This is a genomic window from Paenarthrobacter sp. 22069 (assembly GCF_052046035.1).
Classification (GTDB): domain Bacteria; phylum Actinomycetota; class Actinomycetes; order Actinomycetales; family Micrococcaceae; genus Arthrobacter.
The window spans coordinates 44,404-61,113 of record NZ_JBQEQF010000006.1; the positions used below are offsets into that span (position 1 = coordinate 44,404).

General features: G+C 62.4%; 13 protein-coding genes. 7 read left to right on the plus strand and 6 right to left on the minus strand.

Annotated elements, in window-relative coordinates; all coding sequences use genetic code 11:
- Positions 1-5: 5 nt before the first annotated feature.
- The 3 genes from rsmG to ACTJK0_RS06315 all read left to right on the plus strand — a co-directional run bounded on the left by rsmG (position 6) and on the right by ACTJK0_RS06315 (position 3,197).
- Positions 6-656, plus strand: coding sequence for a 16S rRNA (guanine(527)-N(7))-methyltransferase RsmG (gene rsmG, locus ACTJK0_RS06305; RefSeq protein ID WP_440744649.1), 651 nt, complete (start codon positions 6-8; stop codon positions 654-656).
- A gap of 88 nt (positions 657-744) precedes the next feature.
- The gene (locus tag ACTJK0_RS06310; protein ID WP_440744650.1) at positions 745-1,827 is read left to right on the plus strand and encodes a ParA family protein; all 1,083 of its coding nucleotides are present in this window, start codon (positions 745-747) and stop codon (positions 1,825-1,827) included.
- Between the two features lie 65 nt (positions 1,828-1,892).
- Entirely contained in the window at positions 1,893-3,197 is a 1,305-nt protein-coding gene (locus ACTJK0_RS06315; protein ID WP_440744651.1) for a ParB/RepB/Spo0J family partition protein, read from the plus strand.
- Between the two features lie 776 nt (positions 3,198-3,973).
- On the opposite strand, the gene ACTJK0_RS06320 is transcribed toward ACTJK0_RS06315, so the two are convergent.
- The 6 genes from ACTJK0_RS06320 to ACTJK0_RS06345 form a co-directional block, all read right to left on the minus strand.
- A complete protein-coding gene (locus ACTJK0_RS06320) occupies positions 3,974-4,258 on the minus strand; it encodes a hypothetical protein (protein WP_440744652.1) in 285 nt (94 codons plus the stop codon).
- A gap of 3,256 nt (positions 4,259-7,514) precedes the next feature.
- Positions 7,515-7,841 (minus strand): thioredoxin, encoded by a 327-nt coding sequence (gene trxA / locus ACTJK0_RS06325; RefSeq protein ID WP_110545201.1) that lies wholly within the window; start codon positions 7,839-7,841, stop codon positions 7,515-7,517.
- A gap of 38 nt (positions 7,842-7,879) precedes the next feature.
- On the minus strand, positions 7,880-8,836 hold the full coding sequence (trxB, locus tag ACTJK0_RS06330; RefSeq protein WP_440744653.1) for a thioredoxin-disulfide reductase: 957 nt from the start codon (positions 8,834-8,836) through the stop codon (positions 7,880-7,882).
- 212 nt (positions 8,837-9,048) lie between these two features.
- The gene (locus ACTJK0_RS06335) at positions 9,049-10,701 is read right to left on the minus strand and encodes a discoidin domain-containing protein (RefSeq protein WP_440744654.1); all 1,653 of its coding nucleotides are present in this window, start codon (positions 10,699-10,701) and stop codon (positions 9,049-9,051) included.
- 162 nt (positions 10,702-10,863) lie between these two features.
- Complete coding sequence (gene murJ / locus ACTJK0_RS06340; protein WP_110545192.1) at positions 10,864-13,005, minus strand: murein biosynthesis integral membrane protein MurJ; 2,142 nt, start codon at positions 13,003-13,005, stop codon at positions 10,864-10,866.
- A gap of 60 nt (positions 13,006-13,065) precedes the next feature.
- The gene (locus ACTJK0_RS06345; RefSeq protein ID WP_043448576.1) at positions 13,066-13,566 is read right to left on the minus strand and encodes an NUDIX hydrolase; all 501 of its coding nucleotides are present in this window, start codon (positions 13,564-13,566) and stop codon (positions 13,066-13,068) included.
- A gap of 208 nt (positions 13,567-13,774) precedes the next feature.
- On the opposite strand from ACTJK0_RS06345, the gene ACTJK0_RS06350 reads away from it, so the two are divergent.
- From ACTJK0_RS06350 to ACTJK0_RS06365, 4 genes are all read left to right on the plus strand, one after another.
- A complete protein-coding gene (locus ACTJK0_RS06350; protein WP_110545190.1) occupies positions 13,775-15,283 on the plus strand; it encodes a CCA tRNA nucleotidyltransferase in 1,509 nt (502 codons plus the stop codon).
- Positions 15,280-15,864 carry a histidine phosphatase family protein gene (locus tag ACTJK0_RS06355; protein WP_110545188.1) on the plus strand — a complete coding sequence of 195 codons (585 nt, stop codon included), beginning with the start codon at positions 15,280-15,282 and terminating at the stop codon, positions 15,862-15,864. The genes ACTJK0_RS06350 and ACTJK0_RS06355 overlap by 4 nt, the downstream gene beginning before the upstream one ends.
- A gap of 155 nt (positions 15,865-16,019) precedes the next feature.
- The gene (locus ACTJK0_RS06360) at positions 16,020-16,151 is read left to right on the plus strand and encodes a hypothetical protein (RefSeq protein ID WP_440744655.1); all 132 of its coding nucleotides are present in this window, start codon (positions 16,020-16,022) and stop codon (positions 16,149-16,151) included.
- A gap of 399 nt (positions 16,152-16,550) precedes the next feature.
- A complete protein-coding gene (locus ACTJK0_RS06365; protein WP_440744656.1) occupies positions 16,551-16,691 on the plus strand; it encodes a hypothetical protein in 141 nt (46 codons plus the stop codon).
- Positions 16,692-16,710 lie beyond the last annotated feature (19 nt).

Here is a 16,710-nt window from a genome sequence, read left to right on the forward strand (position 1 = left end):
TAACCATGGTTGACATCACGGCAGCAGAGCTTCGCGCTGCTGAGAAGATCTTCGGCGACCGCCTGGAACTGGCCAAGCGCTACGTGGAGCACCTTGCCACGTCGGGGACGGAGCGCGGCCTGATTGGTCCGCGTGAGGTTCCCCGGCTCTGGAACCGGCACGTGCTCAATTGTGCCGTCATCGAAAGCGAGATTCCCCAGGGAAGCCACGTCGCCGACGTCGGAAGCGGGGCGGGGCTGCCGGGCCTGTGCCTCGCCATCGCCCGCCCCGACCTTGAACTGACACTCATTGAACCGCTCGAACGCCGGGTCATCTGGCTCCAGGAAGTAGTGGACGACCTTGGCCTGGACAACGTCACCGTGATGCGTACCCGGGCCGAGCTTGCTGTGGGACAGATCGAAGCCGACGTCGTCACCGCCCGGGCAGTCTCTGCCCTGTCCAACCTCGCCGGCCTCACCATCCCGCTTCTGGGCGGCCACGGTGAAGTTGTGGCCATCAAGGGCCGCAGTGCCGGCGAGGAGATCGAGAAGGCGGCCAAGACCATCCGAAAGATGGGAGGCGTCGAGACCACCGTGCTGACGGTTGGCGACAGCCTTCTTGAGGAGCCCACCACGGTGGTCCGCATCGTGGTGAACAAGTCCCAAAAGAAGTCTTGACCCGGGCCCGCTGACGGCTGTCAGCAGGCCGGAGCGGTTAGGCTAGTCAAGGCAGCAAAATTGGCTGAACGAGAGTGAGTGTGCCCCAGTGACCAGTAGTGAAGCCTCCGCACAACGGATCCCGCCGTTTGTGTCTTTGGGGTCGGCACGTTCTGTCGCTGGATCCGGGCTGGCCGGTCCCGGCGTGGTCGCCGGACGGGGCGGCAATCACCCTAAAACAGTTACCGGAGCCAGCATCGGCAACGCAGTTTCACGTGAAACAACCTCTTCAGGTCGGTCAAACGTGATTGATGCAATCGACGACTCCAGCCCCATCGCCCGGGAACTGGCCCATGAGACGAAGCGCCGTGAGCGCCTCATGGGACGCCAACTGCCCCGGCCTGAAAAGACCCGCATCTTCACGGTCTCCAACCAGAAGGGCGGGGTGGGTAAAACCACCACCACTGTGAATATTGCCGCCGCCCTGGCGGCTGCCGGCCTGAACGTCATGGTCATCGATATCGATCCCCAGGGGAACGCTTCCACCGCACTGGGCATTGAACACCATGCTGATGTGGACAGCATCTATGATGTGCTGATAAATGACGTCCCGCTGGCCGATGTTGTAGCTCCCTGCCCTGACATCGGAAAGCTCATTTGCGCTCCGGCCACCATCCATCTAGCCGGTGCCGAGATTGAACTGGTTTCGCTCGTGGCCCGTGAGCAGAGGCTTCGCCGCGCAATCGACGTTTACGCCAAGACACGCGAGAAGAACGGCGAAGAACGCCTGGACTACGTCTTCATCGACTGCCCGCCCAGCCTCGGCCTGCTGACCGTGAACGCCTTCTGTGCCGCCAGCGAGGTTCTGATTCCCATCCAGTGTGAGTACTACGCACTGGAAGGGCTGAGCCAGCTGCTGAAAAACATCGAGATGATCCAGAAGCACCTGAATGCTGATCTCGTTGTTTCCACCATCCTTTTGACGATGTACGACGGCCGGACCAATCTGGCGGCCCAGGTTGCCGCGGAGGTGCGCCAGCACTTCCCGGACCAGGTGCTCTCTGCCGTGGTTCCGCGTTCGGTGCGGATTTCCGAGGCTCCCAGCTACCAGCAGACCGTCATGACGTATGACCCGTCGTCCAGTGGTGCGCTGTCCTACCTGGAAGCCGCCGCTGAAATAGCGGAACGCTAGAATCTTCAATACCGCAACGCATGGAGCCAGGCTGGTCCTGGCTCTACCACTGGAGGGATTTACCCATGAGCGAGAAGCGACGGGGCCTAGGCCGCGGTCTTGGCGCGTTGATTCCAAGTTCTGCCGCAGCCACTGGGTCTCCCAACGGTGGGACCGTCTCCCGGCCTGTGGATCTGTTCTTCCCTGAGGGCCGGCGAAAGACCGACGCGGTGGAAGAACCAGCAGCTGAGCCTACTGCTCCTGCACAGGATAAGGACAGCGGCGCTGCCGAAGCGCTGGACACGGCCGCCAAGGCAACAACTTCGAAGCCCGCTTCAGGCAAGGGAAGTGAGGACAAGAAGTCCACTCCGGCGGCCCCTGCAAAGAAGACTCCTGCCAGGAAGACTCCTGCGGTCAGCTCTAAGTCTGTATCTGAGCCCTCCCCCGATGCTGTGGAATCTCCGGAGGTCGCTGAGGCCGTAGGACCATCGGTCGATGCAGCAGCGACTGACGTTGCAACAGCCACCCCGGCAGAGACTCTGCCCGACGAGTCCGGGGTGGAGCTGGTGGAAGTCCCCGGTGCGCGCTTTGCGGAAATTCCGGTGGCCGACATCCATCCGAACCGGAAGCAGCCGCGGAATGTCTTCGATGAAGACGATATGGCCGAACTGGTGCACTCGGTACGGGAAATTGGCGTCCTCCAGCCAATCGTGGTTCGTACATCAACCGAACCCGGTAGCGAACCGTATGAGCTCGTCATGGGTGAGCGCAGGTGGCGTGCTGTGCAGGCAGCCGGACTGGATACCATCCCCGCTATCATCCGCGACACCACGGATGACGACCTGCTCCGGGATGCACTGCTGGAGAACCTCCACCGCAGCCAACTGAACCCCCTGGAAGAGGCGGCAGCGTACCAGCAGCTCCTGGAGGACTTCGGGACCACCCACGAGCAGCTGGCAGACCGGATCGGCCGCTCCCGGCCGCAGGTGTCCAACACTCTCCGCCTGTTGAAGCTGCCGCCGCTGGTCCAGCGCCGCGTAGCTGCAGGGGTACTGTCCGCGGGCCATGCCAGGGCCCTTCTTGCGCTTCCTGACGCTGCCGCGATGGAACGTCTGGCACAGAGGATCGTGGCCGAGGGAATGTCAGTTCGCGCCACGGAGGAAGCTGTAACCCTTTACCAGGATCCTGCCAAGCCGGTAAAGAACAACATTCCGCGTCCCGGGGCCAGGCACGAACGCCTTGATTACCTGGCTTCTTCCCTTTCTGACCGCTTGGACACCAACGTGAAGATCTCCCTTGGTGTCCGAAAGGGCAAGGTGAGCATCGAGTTCGCGAGCGTTGAGGACCTGAACCGGATTATGGATGTCCTGGCTCCAGGTTCCACCAACTGATCCTCCTCTAACACCCTAAGGCCCCCTTCATCGTGAAGGGGAGCTTTTATGTGCAGCGATGGATTTTCTTCCGATCTCGCCTTTGTGGTCCGTGATTGCCCGCGGGAAAGCAGTGAGTTTGATACTTGCGACTGCCTCTTGGGTTGGTCATCAGCACCGCAATTGTGCCTTTTGCCACAGCGGTTCAGCCACTGCTGCGGTCGTCCGAATGTGATCGCGCCGCCTTCGGTTGAAGGGCCGATGGGTTCGATGCAAAGGTAGGCGTGTACTTTCGCGGTTCATTAGAAGGACCGGCATGTTTCACGTGAACCAGCCGCCGCTCGTGCTTTTCCTTGTCGGCGTACGGGTTGATCATTCACTGTTTGGCTGACCTAGTCCGCAATCCGAGGCTGCAGTAGCTTCCTCCTCCGCGTGATGTAGATGGTGGTGCAGATTTGGTCGTGAGCAATAGGGCCAAGAAGTTTGGGAAGGTACGAGGGAGCCTGAGGCGGTATCCGATGCTAATCGCCGCAGTCGTGGGTTGTGAAGATCGCGGTGCAGGAGAGAGAACTTTGCTCTAGGACGTCTTGGTGGTCTATCAATTGGGCTTTTTGGGAATCAAGCTGTCCGGTGGGGTTGGGACACAAGTAGGAGGGAGAAAGTGTCGTTACTACGCGTATGAGCGCCGCGACCTCGGCTGGGAATTAGGGCTATGAACTCCGGACGTGCTCCGGAGATGTATTTGGAGGGGGGGGCCATCTTCCGCTGATGCCAACTTTATAAAGAAGCAACTGAACCTACAGCGCACATTCGCGCTTAGTACGGCCGGCTATCCACTCCTCCGGCCACGTGCGCACCACGTACATGCACCTCTCATTCTCCTTCTCGCGCTGCTTGAAGGAGCAAGCGGTCTCTTCCTGTTCCTGATTCCCGTTCGCGTTCCCGAACGCGCGGAATATCCTCGTCCTGGTGAATGACTGGAATCCCTTCGAGGATTCGAAGAGTCTAAGCGTGCGCCCATGTTTCACGTGAAACAGCTGCTGCACTTGGGTAGCAACGCTGCTGATGATGGCGATCTTCATTCCCCACACACGTCCTCACCTCCAGATGCCTGAGTGGTAGCTCGCAGCGTCTGTACCTCCAGGTGCCTGAGTGGTGACTCGCAGCGTCTGTACCTCCAGGTGCCTGAGTGGTGACTCGCAGCGTCTGTACCTCCAGGTGCCTGAGTGGTGACTCGCAGCGTCTGTACCTCCAGGTGCCTGAGTGGTAGCTGGCCCAGCACGTTCCATGTTGTGTTTCACGTGAAACCTAGGCGCAGAAGGCTGATGTCGGCAGCGGCTGCATGAGGACGCCTGTCCCCCAGTGCCAAGAACATCCCGGTATAAGGCAGGTGATCGCCGGCAGCCGGGGAACGGAAGGGTAGTGGCTGAATCACGCGGAAGGTTCGCAAAGACCCAGGCTGTTGCGAAACTCGGCATCGCGCCGGGTGCATCCCGGGCAAGCAGGCTTTAGGAGGCGACAGACAGGCAAGGGACGTGCTGCTACGTTCAGCCACCGCGTCGCCGTTGACCCGCGCGTACATCTTAGCCATCGGACCTGGTCATAGGCGCCAATCCGCGGCAAGCTACAGAGGCACAATAGGTGGTTCAGTAGCGGTGGGCTCCCCCACCCTCAACTAACGAACGGCATTGCCGGATGTCGGTCCTTGCCGGTGCCGTTGATGACCGCGTATCGCGATCAGCATGGTGCGTCAGGCCTCTATGGCGGATACGGGGGCTATGGGTCGAGAGTCAGCCTATTCGCCCTAATACGAACAAAGCCTGCACCTCCAGCGCCGTACGAGCTGGTCGTATCACGCCACCACCGGCTCTCCTTTCCCTGGAATCCGGCCGGTACTCTCTAAGCCGAGGCCGACAGCCATCCAAGGGAGGAAGATGAGTTTGCTGGCTTCGTCGATTCACCTCGGCTCAGCAGCCGGGTGTTGTCGATCGACGCGTCGCTCGTCGGTGCCCATATCGTCTGCCCCTGACCAGTACTGCGGGTGCGACTGCCTTAGATGCTGTGGACGAGAGTCCACAGGGTACATAGAGCATCGGTGGATAATGCTGTGGATAACTTTGGGGATAACGCCGTAGGGGCAGCTTTCAGGCTAATCCAAAACTGCCGCGCCATCTCCCCAAAGTGCCCCTCCGGGCCGTTGCCATTTCGCTGGTCAGTCCCGTGCGTTCCCCCGCGTTTCACGTGAAACAAGTCCGCACGTACTCGCGGGCTCCCAGAACACTCGCGAAGCAGCCTAAAAGGCTCGCTTTCGTAAGCTTTGTATTGATCGGACACCTCATTTCTCTTCGCTCTTCAGCCAAGTAGTACGCGGCCGGCTCATTGTTTCATCCGCATGCTCGCTTCGGGCTCTTCAACCCGAGACTCTAGGAGCAGTTCCGCCTCCTTCCCCGCCGTGGATATCGCTGTGGATATCACTGTGGATAACCGGATATGGCCCTGTGGATAACGGTGTGGAGAAGTAGGGATCGGCTGGTCGCCAACTTCAGGGTGGGTGGCGCGAAGCTGCAGCTCATATCCCTCAATAGCGCCGTCCAGAGACTCGGATTGTCGATAGCCACACTCTCCTCGCCTGGCCTGCAGCAGACCGTCCGGCAATGCTAGATCCCACTTGCTTATCCCCTACACCAGGTTCGGACGACCGGGCCGCTTGTCTTCGTACAGAGCAGCTAACCTCGGCTTGGGGGACTATCCCGGAAACTTCGCGGGTAGTTGCACCAGCCCTGAGCAGAGGGGATGCTTGCGGCCTGGCTGTGGATGAGGATGGCAATGCAGGCTGTGGCCATTGTCCCTTCGACGCCCATCACCGGTAGCAGCTCCCAGACGTCTCGGGACAGGCCGCGTCTTTCATCACGCTGGCCAAGACTGGTTTCACGTGAAACCAGTCTTGGCCCCTGGAAGTGACAAACCTGAAGTGTTTCACGTGAAACATGACGGGTGGTGCCCGGCTGGGTCACGAGGCGAAGGTAAGGGGGTGGAGCTGTTCACTGCAAATGCGCGTTCCTGATGGTCCATGGCTGCGGCAGAGCGGAGATGACTCCCGGCGCGTAATACAGGCGCACAGGCTTGCAGCACTCCGCCTGCAGCAGCTGGCATTCCCAGCGTTTCTAGATCCACGGAGCGATTGGCCCGCGTATTGTGTCTGCGGTGTACCGTGACACCCCTGCATTGTGATCCGAGCCGTTGGGGAACTGCTGGGTAACGGCAGGCGCTGGTCCAGACGTGGTGGTAGAAGTCCAGCGCCTGTTGGCCCGTGGAGGCACCGAGTGGTTTACCGCAGACGGACTGCTGAGGGTTTCGGTGAGACAGCGTGCCCTGCTCAACTGAACCAGCGTGTCCCGGCATCTTTGCGCATCGGGCACCTGCCAGCCCTAGCATTCGTAGACACCGCATGTGCAAAGCATGATCCTTGAAATGGAGGGTGGAGTGAGCAGGCCCCTGTGAGCTAGGCAGGGCAGTCCATGTATGCGGTTACTCGGGTTGATTTGGGACGCGAAGGCCGAGAACCAGGCGGCCATGCGGTGCCGATGCAGCCGGCGTCAGCACGTTTGTTTATTTGATAGACGTTCCCCAAGGCCATCTGAGCTCAGCCGCTGGACAGAGAATCAGGAACGAAACATGACCACGTGGATTGCGCGTCCCAGAAGTTCCCGATGTGGCGTTTCACGTGAAACAGCGCTTGCCACATGCCTGGCCCATAGGCGCCCAGTTGGTAGGTCTCATCGGCGTTTGTATTACTTCCCCGGCGAACTCCAGGATATCGCGGACGCTCTTTGCTATTGATCGCAGCTCGATAAGCCAGCGTGAACTCGCGATTCTGGAGGCACGGATAGCCTCGGTGGGGCCACATATGCAAAGCCCGCGTCCCCAAAGGCTTCAGCAGACGCGGTTTATGATCCTTGGACGTACTGGCGGGCTCCTATTTCCAGTGAGGAGTCCGCGACCCCATTGGCGTTATCTGTGGAATGAGACGAGTGGACGCCCGTGCACGCCAACAGGCGCACTCCTCCACTGAGACAACCTCTTGTAGTGCGCACTTCAGTTTCAAACCTCTCAAGGGGCGAACTCTCGATCCGGTTTTCGTCGGAGTTATGTTTCACGTGAAACACATACTGAGTCCACGCAGGATCTCGGGCTGGTTGCATGCTGACTCCCCGAGCAATCATTGCAGCGGCAATTCGCACGAAACGGTTCAATAATTTCATTAAACGCAGAAGTGGCCACCGCCCGGAGGCGATGGCCACTTCTAAAAGCTCAGCGAATTTTTAGAAAAAACGCGTATCAGGACAGGACGTCGGAGAATTCCTTCTCGAAGAACTGCTTAGGCTTTGCACCGATGACGGTACTCTTCACCTCTCCGCCCTGGAAGAGGTACACGGCAGGAATGGAAGTGATTCCGTATTCAGCAGCGATTGCCGGGTTATCGTCAACATTGACCTTGACGACATCAACCTTTTCGCCGTACTCGACTGAGATCTCATCCAGGATGGGTCCGAGCTTACGGCAGGGACCGCACCATTCAGCCCAGAAATCAACGATAACGGGCTTCTCAGCCGAGAGTACATCGGTACCGAAACTAGCATCGGTTACATCTTTGGCGTTGCTCATAGCCTTATCTCTTTCTCTTCGGATACAGGGGGGGCAGACTATTCCGGCAGGTCCGCCAGATAGTGTTCAACATCGATAGCGGCGACGCAGCCGGAGCCGGAGGCAGTGATGGCCTGCCGGTAGGTGGGATCAACAACATCGCCGGCAGCGAAGACGCCGGGAATGCTTGTCCGTGAGCTTCTCCCCTCAACGGCTATGGTTCCTTCGGGTGTGAGCTCCAGGACGTCCTTGACCAGGTCGGTGCGGGGATCGTTGCCGATGGCGACAAAGACGCCCGTCACGGCCAGGTCAGATACCGAACCGTCCAGCAGGTTCTTGATGCGGAGACCAGTGACCTTGTCCTCGCCCAGTACATCGTCCACCGCGCTGTTCCACACAAAATTGATCTTCTCGTGGCCGAGTGCCCGGTCGGCCATGATCTTCGAAGCCTTAAGCGAATCGCGTCGGTGGACTACTGTCACTGACTTGGCGAACTTCGTCAGGAACAGCGCCTCTTCCATGGCGGAGTCTCCACCACCAATGACGGCGATGTCCTGGTCCTTGAAGAAGAAACCGTCACAGGTTGCACACCAGCTGACGCCGTGGCCTGACAGCCGCTTCTCATTGGGCAAACCGAGTTCCCGGTAGGCGGAACCGGTAGAGAGGATGATGGCCTTGGCCCTGAAGCTCTCCCCCGTGCCGATGGTGACGGTTTTGACCGGGCCCTGAAGATCCAGCGCGGTGACATCCTCGAACTGGATTTCCGTCCCGAAGCGTGCGGCCTGCTTCTCGAAGTTCTCCATCAGGTCCGGCCCCATGATTCCGTCCGGGAAGCCGGGGTAGTTCTCCACGTCGGTGGTGTTCATGAGTTCACCGCCGGCGGTGACGGATCCTGCCAAGAGCAAAGGATTGAGGTTAGCCCTGGCGGTGTAGACGGCCGCCGTATAACCCGCGGGGCCTGAGCCCACAATGATCACGTCACGTACTTCGGACGCCGTCTTCTCTTCGATGGTCACTGGACCGTGAACCTCTTCCTTGTTCGACTCGCCTCCCTGTGGAGGCCGGCCACATGGCACAACTGTGTCCGCGTGCTGAATATTCCAGCGCCCGGACAGGGTGGACCTGCAGGCAGGACAGAGGTCCAGCCGCCGCGGACGCCTTTCCCAGAGTACATTCCGGCCACGGCGGCATTGACCGCGGAGGTAACACAGACGGCTGGAAAGGCGGCTTACTGGACCTTGATCTCGGCGAGCCGGAGCCCGTAACCGTACCGGGTCTTCGGTGCCGCCAGCTTGGGCAGCGAATTGATGGAGACAATCACGTACTGGGCCTGAACCGGTTCAGCGAGGGGCACGTTCAGGTCCGTGGACGTGAAGCTGTTGGTTCCCACCGTCTTGGCGCCGTCCAGCGACGGACGGTCATTGGTGTAGACAGTGATGTTGCCGCCAGATCCTCCAAGCTGGGAGAGCGTGACGGAGGAAATGGTTGCCTTGCCTTTCAGCTTCACGACGAGGGGAACACCCTGCGGTGCCAAACCGCCCCAGTTCTCCGAGGCGAATTCCATGTCAGACCAGTAGCTGGCAGCGTTGCCGTCGTACGCCTTCACCAGGTCACCGTCGAAGGTGGCTGCGAAGTCGAAGTTCCCCTGCCGGCTGACACTCTCGATGGCCGGCGGAACAGCGGGCGGAGCCGAAGGTGCCGGCTGGCTTGCTGACGCTGACGGTTGGGGCGCAGCGGTGCTGGCCGGGGCAGAGGACTTTGCCTGCGGTTCTGACGTGAAGAGGCTCCCCAGGTTGGTCACGGCGAAGATGAGGCCCGCGATCAGCACGACGGCGAGGAGTCCGCCTACCAGCCATCGCATGGAGCGGGGCTGGTTCCGGGACTGGTCGTCATTATCGTCGTAGTCGTCGCGGTCGGCGAAGGAGACACCGGCAGCGGCGGGAGCAGCCGTCCGGGCAAAGAGGGCGGACTTGCCCTTCAGCGGGGTGAAGTCCGCTGGGGCGTCATCCGTGTCGTCGTACTGGTCGTGCTGTTCGGACTCTGCGTAGTCGTCGTCGGACCACAAGGAAACCTTTGGTGTTCCCTGGTCAACGGAGGGCTGTGCCTGGGTGGCTGCGGCAGCAGCTGCGGCGTCGTTCGGGCCGGTGTCGGCCTCCGCCGAATTTGTCCGTCCGGCGCCCGAGGGACGGCTATCGGCGAGAGGCTGGGCGGCGGTGGCGTCGGGATCGATCCGGGAGGCGCCGGCCGTACTGCCGGTACCATTACCAGCGGCAGAAGCCCCGGCCCGGGAAGCTCCGGCTCCGGGGGCTGCAGCAGCACCGGCAGCCCCCGCTGCGGCTGCGCCGTTGAGGGCGGTGGAGGCGGGTCGCTGGGCTGGCCGTGCGGGAGGCTTGGGCGGTACAGCCGGCGCTGACCGGTAGGGATCAACCTGGGTGGGGTGCGAATCGGCGTAGTTGATGTAGCCAGCCTCGACGTGGTCTTCCTCGTCGTATGGCTCGGGCTCGTGAGAGCGGGGCTGGCCGAAGATCTCGCTGCCCAGGGTATCGGTGAAGAACGGTTCAACGTAGGGCGGGTTGGGGGCCACGACCAGATCCAGCAGGTCGGCGGCGGCCGTGTGGTTGGTGATGAGGTAGGTGGCGTCCTCGGTGACACCGAGGTCCAGGACCTGCATGGTGCCCGGACGCTCACCGGTGGCCACTTCGCGGGCGCTCTGCGCCACCTGCTCCGTGTTTTCCGGTCCGGCGACCAGGATGCTGACCGGGCGGTTGAGGACCTGGTCCACCCCGTCCAGCACCAGATCGTGGTCATGCGAGGCCAACACTGTGGCGGTGACCTTATAGCGGCCGCCCAGTACTGATCCGACATCGATCGGGTTGGACACGTGTTCCTCCTAGACTGTCCGGGATTGCCGGCTCAATGACGCAACCGCCGTTCAGGCCCGGCGCATGGGCCAACCTGAATGCAACTACCCCTGTACCTGTTCGATCCTAGCGGATCCGGTCCGTACGGCCGTGGAGAAGACGGGCACCGGAAGCCGGGCGGATTACTTTTTCCGCGGCCGGCCGCTCTTGAAATAGGGGTTCTCCCCAGCCTTCCCCTGATAGGTCCGCCGGCCAGGAAGCGGAATTTCCTCGTTCAGCGGGCCCCTGCGCGCTGTACTGGGCTGGTCTTCGGCCGGCAGGTAGTCGCCTTCAGCACCTTGCCGGGCGCCGCCGTCGTACTTTTCCACCCGGTGGGAGCCGCGCCGCGGATCCGGGCCGGCGCGGAAGGAAACGGCGTCGAATTCCCCCGAGATCCGGGGGATGAGGCCGGTGTCAACGGACGTGGTGGCCCGCTCGGGATGGTTCCCGCGGTCAGGGGAGGATCCGTCGGCAGCAGGGGACGACGGCGTGTCCCCGGCGTCCGGAGCCGGGGTGCGGCCGCCGCGGCCGAACCTGCCCAGCAGGGGCCGCAGCATGTCGCTGAGCTCGGAGACCCGGAAGAGCCTGAGCAGGACGAAGTAGACCACCAGCATGACCGGACCCACGACGACGACGGTCACCAGCGCGGTGAGCCGGTTCTGCCAGGCGAAGCCCTCCGGGGTGTAGCTGCCCATCAGCCACAGGGCGCCGGCACCCGCAATCGCCGAACCCAGGGCGGCGTAGCCCATGCGGATGTAGGAATTGGCGATCCGTGCACCGTCCAGGTGTCCCAGCATGCGGCGCAGGAAGAACGCGCTGATGACCACCGAGAGGATGTTGCCCACCATGTACAGGACGGCGATGGCGTAGATGATCTGGCCGACCGGCAGGAACTGGATGGCGAAGGCACCGGCGACATAGACCACGGCCAGGAGCAGCTGCACGTAGAACGGGGTGCGGGCGTCCTCGTTGGCGTAGAAGACGCGGGACATCATGAAGTTGGCGCTCATGAACGGGGTGCTGAGGGCCAGGATGGTCAGGGTCTGCGCCAGCATGACACCGTCCTGGCGCGAGCCGCCGGAGAAGAACATGCCCAGCGGACCGGCCAGGGCAAACAGCGCCAGGGCGCCGAAGACGGTGGCAACCGCCATGGTCCTGAGCCCGTGCGAGAGGGCGTCGCGCAGTTCGGCACGGTTGCCCTCCTGCGACGCCCGGGTCATCCGGTTGAAAAGCACCGTGGCCAGGGACAGGGCAATGATCGAGTGCGGCAGCAGGTACAGCTGGCTGGCCACCTCCAGGACCGCGTTGCCGGGAAGAATGGCGGCGGAAGGGTCCCCCGCCTCCTTCAACCGGAGGCGTTCCGCACCGGGAATCGTGGCGATGCGCATGACGTACAGGAAAGCCAGCTGTCCGACGGCGGCCGTCAGCAGCGTCCAGATGCTCAGCCGGGCAGCGTGGCCCAGTCCCACGCCCCGCCACCCGAACCGGGGACGGAGGCCGAGCTTCAGCCGGAACACCGGCACCAGCAGGATGGCGGTCTGGGACAACACGCCGATGGTGGAGAACCCGGCCACCAGGAGTGTCTGGGTGGAACCCCAGTTGTCCAGGGTGTGGGAGTTCATTTCGTTGGTGCCGAAGATCCAGATGAACATGCCCAGGCCGGCGATGGCCACGACGTTGTTCAGGATGGGCGCCCACATGGCAGGGCCAAACGCGCCGTTGGCATTGAGGACCTGGGTGAGCAGGGCGTAGAGGCCGTAGAAGAAGATCTGCGGCAGGCACCAGAACGCGAAGGTGACGGCCAGGGCCTTCTGCTGCGGTGAGTAGCCCTGCGTGGTCAGCTCGATAACTCCCGGAGCCGCCAGCGTGACCAGCGCGGTCAGGCCAAACAGGAGCAGGACAGCCAGCGTCAGCAGCCGGCTGATGTAGTCCGCTCCCCTGTCCGGAGCCTTACTGGCCTTGATGATCTGTGGAACCAGCACGGCATTGAACACGCCGCCGGCCACCAGCAGGAAGATCAGGTTGGGCAGGTTGTTGGCATTGATGAACGTGTCGTTGACCGTGGAGCCCAGGCCCAGCGCGGTGCCGAGCATCCAGGTTTTACCAAAGCCCAGGAAGCGCGACACCAGCGTTCCGGCGGCCATGATGGCACTGGAACGGGTTTCGCTGACGCCCGAGGCCGCGGGCTGTGCGACGTCCGGGGCCGCCGGCTCCGGGGGCACACCGTCGGGTGCGGCATCGTCGGGCCGGCCGGACCGGTCGGAAGGAAAGTTGGTAGCTGACATCGACTTCATCGTCTCACCCGGCAGCGCTTAACACCGCAACGACGACGGCGGCGGCCGGGCTTAGAGGTGTCCGGGCAGGACCTCGCGGGCGAGGTCGGCGATACGGCGTTCGTTGGGGAAGGACAGCTTCCGGGCCAGCTCCTGGATGGGCACCCAGGCAACGTCCACGGCTTCCTGGTCGGGATCGTTCTCGATGGTGAGCTCGCCGCCGGTGGCGCGCAGGAGGTAGTGGTGAACAGTCTTGTGGACGCGGTGTCCGCTGACGGTGAACCAGTAATCGATGCTGCCAAGCGGTGCCAGGATGGTGCCCTCGATACCGGTTTCTTCGGCAATTTCGCGGACCGCGGCCTCTTCGTTGTTTTCCTTGCCCTCAGGGTGGCCCTTGGGCAGGCACCACTCGAGCCGTCCGCCCCGATTAAGGCGGGCAATGATCGCAACCCGCAACCCGGCGTCGGACGTGTCCACCACAACGCCGCCGGCGGAGACCTCCTCAACCGTGGGAAGCGAGGCCGGTGCCGATTGCTGGGCAGGGGCAACGTGCGCACCGATTGCCGACGGCAATGGTGCGTTTGTCCTCCTGCCTGGAGCGCTCGGTACTGGATGGGCCATGGAGTCCACTCTAACGACTGTTGCCCTGCTGTGATGACCGGAACATGACACCAACATGGACGGGATATGACGTACTTTCCGGCGGGCAAGGCCAATCAGCGCGGATCGTGACGCATTTTTGGACTGCCGCGCCGCTGGTTTCTGCCAAGCTTAAGGAACTATGTCGCACGCACATCACAAGATTGATTCCCACACTGTCGACTTCAAGGTGGACCCGGTGGTCCTGGAGCTCGGGCAGCGCTTCGTGGACGCCGGCCACGAGTTGTCCCTGGTGGGCGGACCGGTGCGCGACCTCTTCCTCGGCAGGACCTCCCCCGACCTCGACTTCACCACTGACGCCACCCCGGACCAGACCGTGGCACTGATCAAGAAGTGGGCAGACAACTTTTGGGAAATCGGCCGCGCCTTCGGAACGATCGGCATGCGCAAGGCCGGCTTCCAGATCGAGATCACCACCTACCGGGCCGAGGCCTATGACCCCGACTCCCGCAAGCCCGTGGTGGCGTTCGGCACTTCACTGACCGATGACCTGCTGCGCCGGGATTTCACCATCAACGCCATGGCGCTTCGGCTGCCCTCCATGGAGCTGGTGGACCCGTTCGGAGGCGTGCGGGATCTCCACGCCTCCGTGCTGGCCACACCGGGCGCACCGGAGGCATCCTTCTCGGATGACCCGCTGCGGATGATGCGCGCAGCCCGCTTTGCCGCGCAGCTGGGGGTTTCGGTCCGCGACGACGTCCGCGATGCCATGACCGGCATGGCGGACCGGATCAGGATCATTTCCGCGGAACGGGTGCGGGACGAACTGGTCAAGCTGGTGTGCGGGGCCCGGCCGCGGACGGGCATCGATCTCCTGGTGGAGACAGGATTGGCCGAGCATGTGCTGCCCGAGGTGTCCGCCCTCCGCCTCGAATCAGACGAGCACCACCGGCACAAGGACGTCTACCAGCACTCCCTGCAGGTCCTTGAGCAGGCAGCCGAACTGGAAACGGACGCGGAAGGCCCCGTGCCCGGGCCGGACTTCGTGCTCCGCTTCGCCGCCTTGATGCACGACGTCGGAAAGCCTGCTACGCGCCGCTTCGAACCGGGCGGCGCGGTGAGCTTCCGCCACCACGACATGGTGGGTGCCAAACTGACCGCCAAGCGCATGAAGGCCCTGCGGTTCGACAATGACACCACCAAGGCCGTGGCACGCCTGGTGGAGCTCCACATGCGCTTCTACGGTTACGGGGACGCCGGCTGGAGCGATTCGGCCGTCCGCCGGTACGTCACCGACGCCGGTCCCCTGCTGGAGCGGCTGCACAGGCTCACCCGCTCCGACGTCACCACCCGGAACCAACGCAAGGCCGAACGCCTGGCCTTCGCCTATGACGATCTGGAAAAACGCATCGCCGAACTGCGTGAACAGGAATCCCTGGACGCAGTGCGCCCGGACCTGGACGGATCCAGCATCATGGCCCTGCTGGGCCTTAAACCAGGGCCCGTCGTGGGCCGTGCCTATAAGTTCCTCCTGAATGAACGGATGGAGCACGGGCCGTTGCCCACCACGGAAGCGGAGGAGCGACTGCTCCGCTGGTGGGCCGAACAGCCTGAATCAGCACCCGCCGGATCTGCCCCCGAAGCCCCTGCTGCCGTCGTCGAACCTTCCCCTGTTGAGGAGTCCAAGTGACCAATCCTGCCTTTGCCCCGCGTCCCCAGCTCTGGATTCTCCGCCACGGTGAAACCGAATGGTCCAAGAGCGGGCAGTACACCGGCCTCACGGACCTCCCGCTGACCGTGGAGGGCGAGCAGCAGGCCGTGGAGGCCCGCAAGGTGCTGGACGGCGTCGACTTCGACCTGGTGCTCACCTCGCCGCTGCGGCGGGCGCGGCGCACTGCCGAGCTCGCCGGCTTCCCCGACGCCCGGCATGAACCGCTCGCGGTGGAATGGAACTACGGGGATTACGAGGGCATCAGCTCGGACCTGATCCGCAAGGACAACCCTGACTACCTGATTTGGACCCACGGTGTTCCGAATGGCGAAACCCTCGACGAGGTGGCGGCAAGGGCTGACAAGATCATCGGCCGGATCCTGGAATCAGGGATGGACAACGTGCTGATCGTGGCACACGGGCACTTTTCCAGGATCCTCACTGCCCGCTGGCTGGAGCTGCCCGCTGTGGAGGGCCGGCACTTCGTCCTGGGCACGGCCAAGGTCTGCACTCTCGGGTGGGATAAAAAGACGCCCGCTATTGTCCGTTGGGGCCTGTAAAACTGCTTTAAAGGAAAGTTCTATCTTTTTCCCGCGAATTGCTGGTTTTCTGCAGTTTGCTGCTGTAACTTTATTCCTGACCCCAGGGCGATATGCCGGGGTCGAAGACCGCATCGCAATCCACGCAGCGGACAGCAGAAAAGGAGGTTGGGAAAATGATGACTTTGACTGGCGAATGGAATACTCCCATCAATGCGTTCCCGGCCTTTGCTGATGACGCGCGCGTTGCTTCGGTCCATGACCGTTCCCGCCCCGCGGGCGCCTTTTCCGGCTGGCTGCGCGGCTAAGCGGCACGAGTCTCCCGGAGCCGGCCCCTTTGGTCCAGTGCCGGGGCTGTCCCTGCGTTGACCGCCGGCATTGACGGCTGGCATTGACCGCGGCACTTGCGCTGGCGCCTGGCCACCATCCACGCCTGGCTGCCCGCTTCACTGCCGGGTACGGCCGGCGGCATAGCTTTCCCGGGTTCTCCTGCCTGCTTTCATTCGGAGAATCCGTGTCCCGCTCTGCCGGCCGGCGCTGGAGTCCCGCGTTTAGCAGCAATCGCTAATCCGTAAATTGCGCTTTTCCGCGCAACTCAGCCAGTTCCCTTTTGTGGAATTCACGTGCCCTAATTTGCGCATTTCCTGCGCCTTGATCCAGGGCTAATCACGCATGCACTTTTCCATGCCTGAATACTGAGGAAGGAGGTGGCTCCCTTGATACAAAAGATCATCGGACTCCTGTCCCGCCCACTGCAGCGCCGCAGTTCCTTCAACACCGGGCTGTTGGAACAGCACCGGAACGATGTGTTCGTGCTGATGCACCAACAGCTGGGCGGCCTGCGCTGACTGCCGGTCCCGATCCTGC

What these genes read in the sequence shown, in the direction of transcription:
- rsmG (WP_440744649.1), top strand. Translation starts at nt 6, where the DNA reads ATGGTTGACATCACGGCAGCAGAGCTTCGCGCTGCTGAGAAGATCTTC.
- ACTJK0_RS06315 (WP_440744651.1), top strand. Translation starts at nt 1,893, where the DNA reads ATGAGCGAGAAGCGACGGGGCCTAGGCCGCGGTCTTGGCGCGTTGATT.
- ACTJK0_RS06320 (WP_440744652.1), bottom strand. Translation starts at nt 4,258, where the DNA reads ATGAAGATCGCCATCATCAGCAGCGTTGCTACCCAAGTGCAGCAGCTG.
- trxA (WP_110545201.1), bottom strand. Translation starts at nt 7,841, where the DNA reads ATGAGCAACGCCAAAGATGTAACCGATGCTAGTTTCGGTACCGATGTA.
- murJ (WP_110545192.1), bottom strand. Translation starts at nt 13,005, where the DNA reads ATGTCAGCTACCAACTTTCCTTCCGACCGGTCCGGCCGGCCCGACGAT.
- ACTJK0_RS06350 (WP_110545190.1), top strand. Translation starts at nt 13,775, where the DNA reads ATGTCGCACGCACATCACAAGATTGATTCCCACACTGTCGACTTCAAG.
- ACTJK0_RS06360 (WP_440744655.1), top strand. Translation starts at nt 16,020, where the DNA reads ATGATGACTTTGACTGGCGAATGGAATACTCCCATCAATGCGTTCCCG.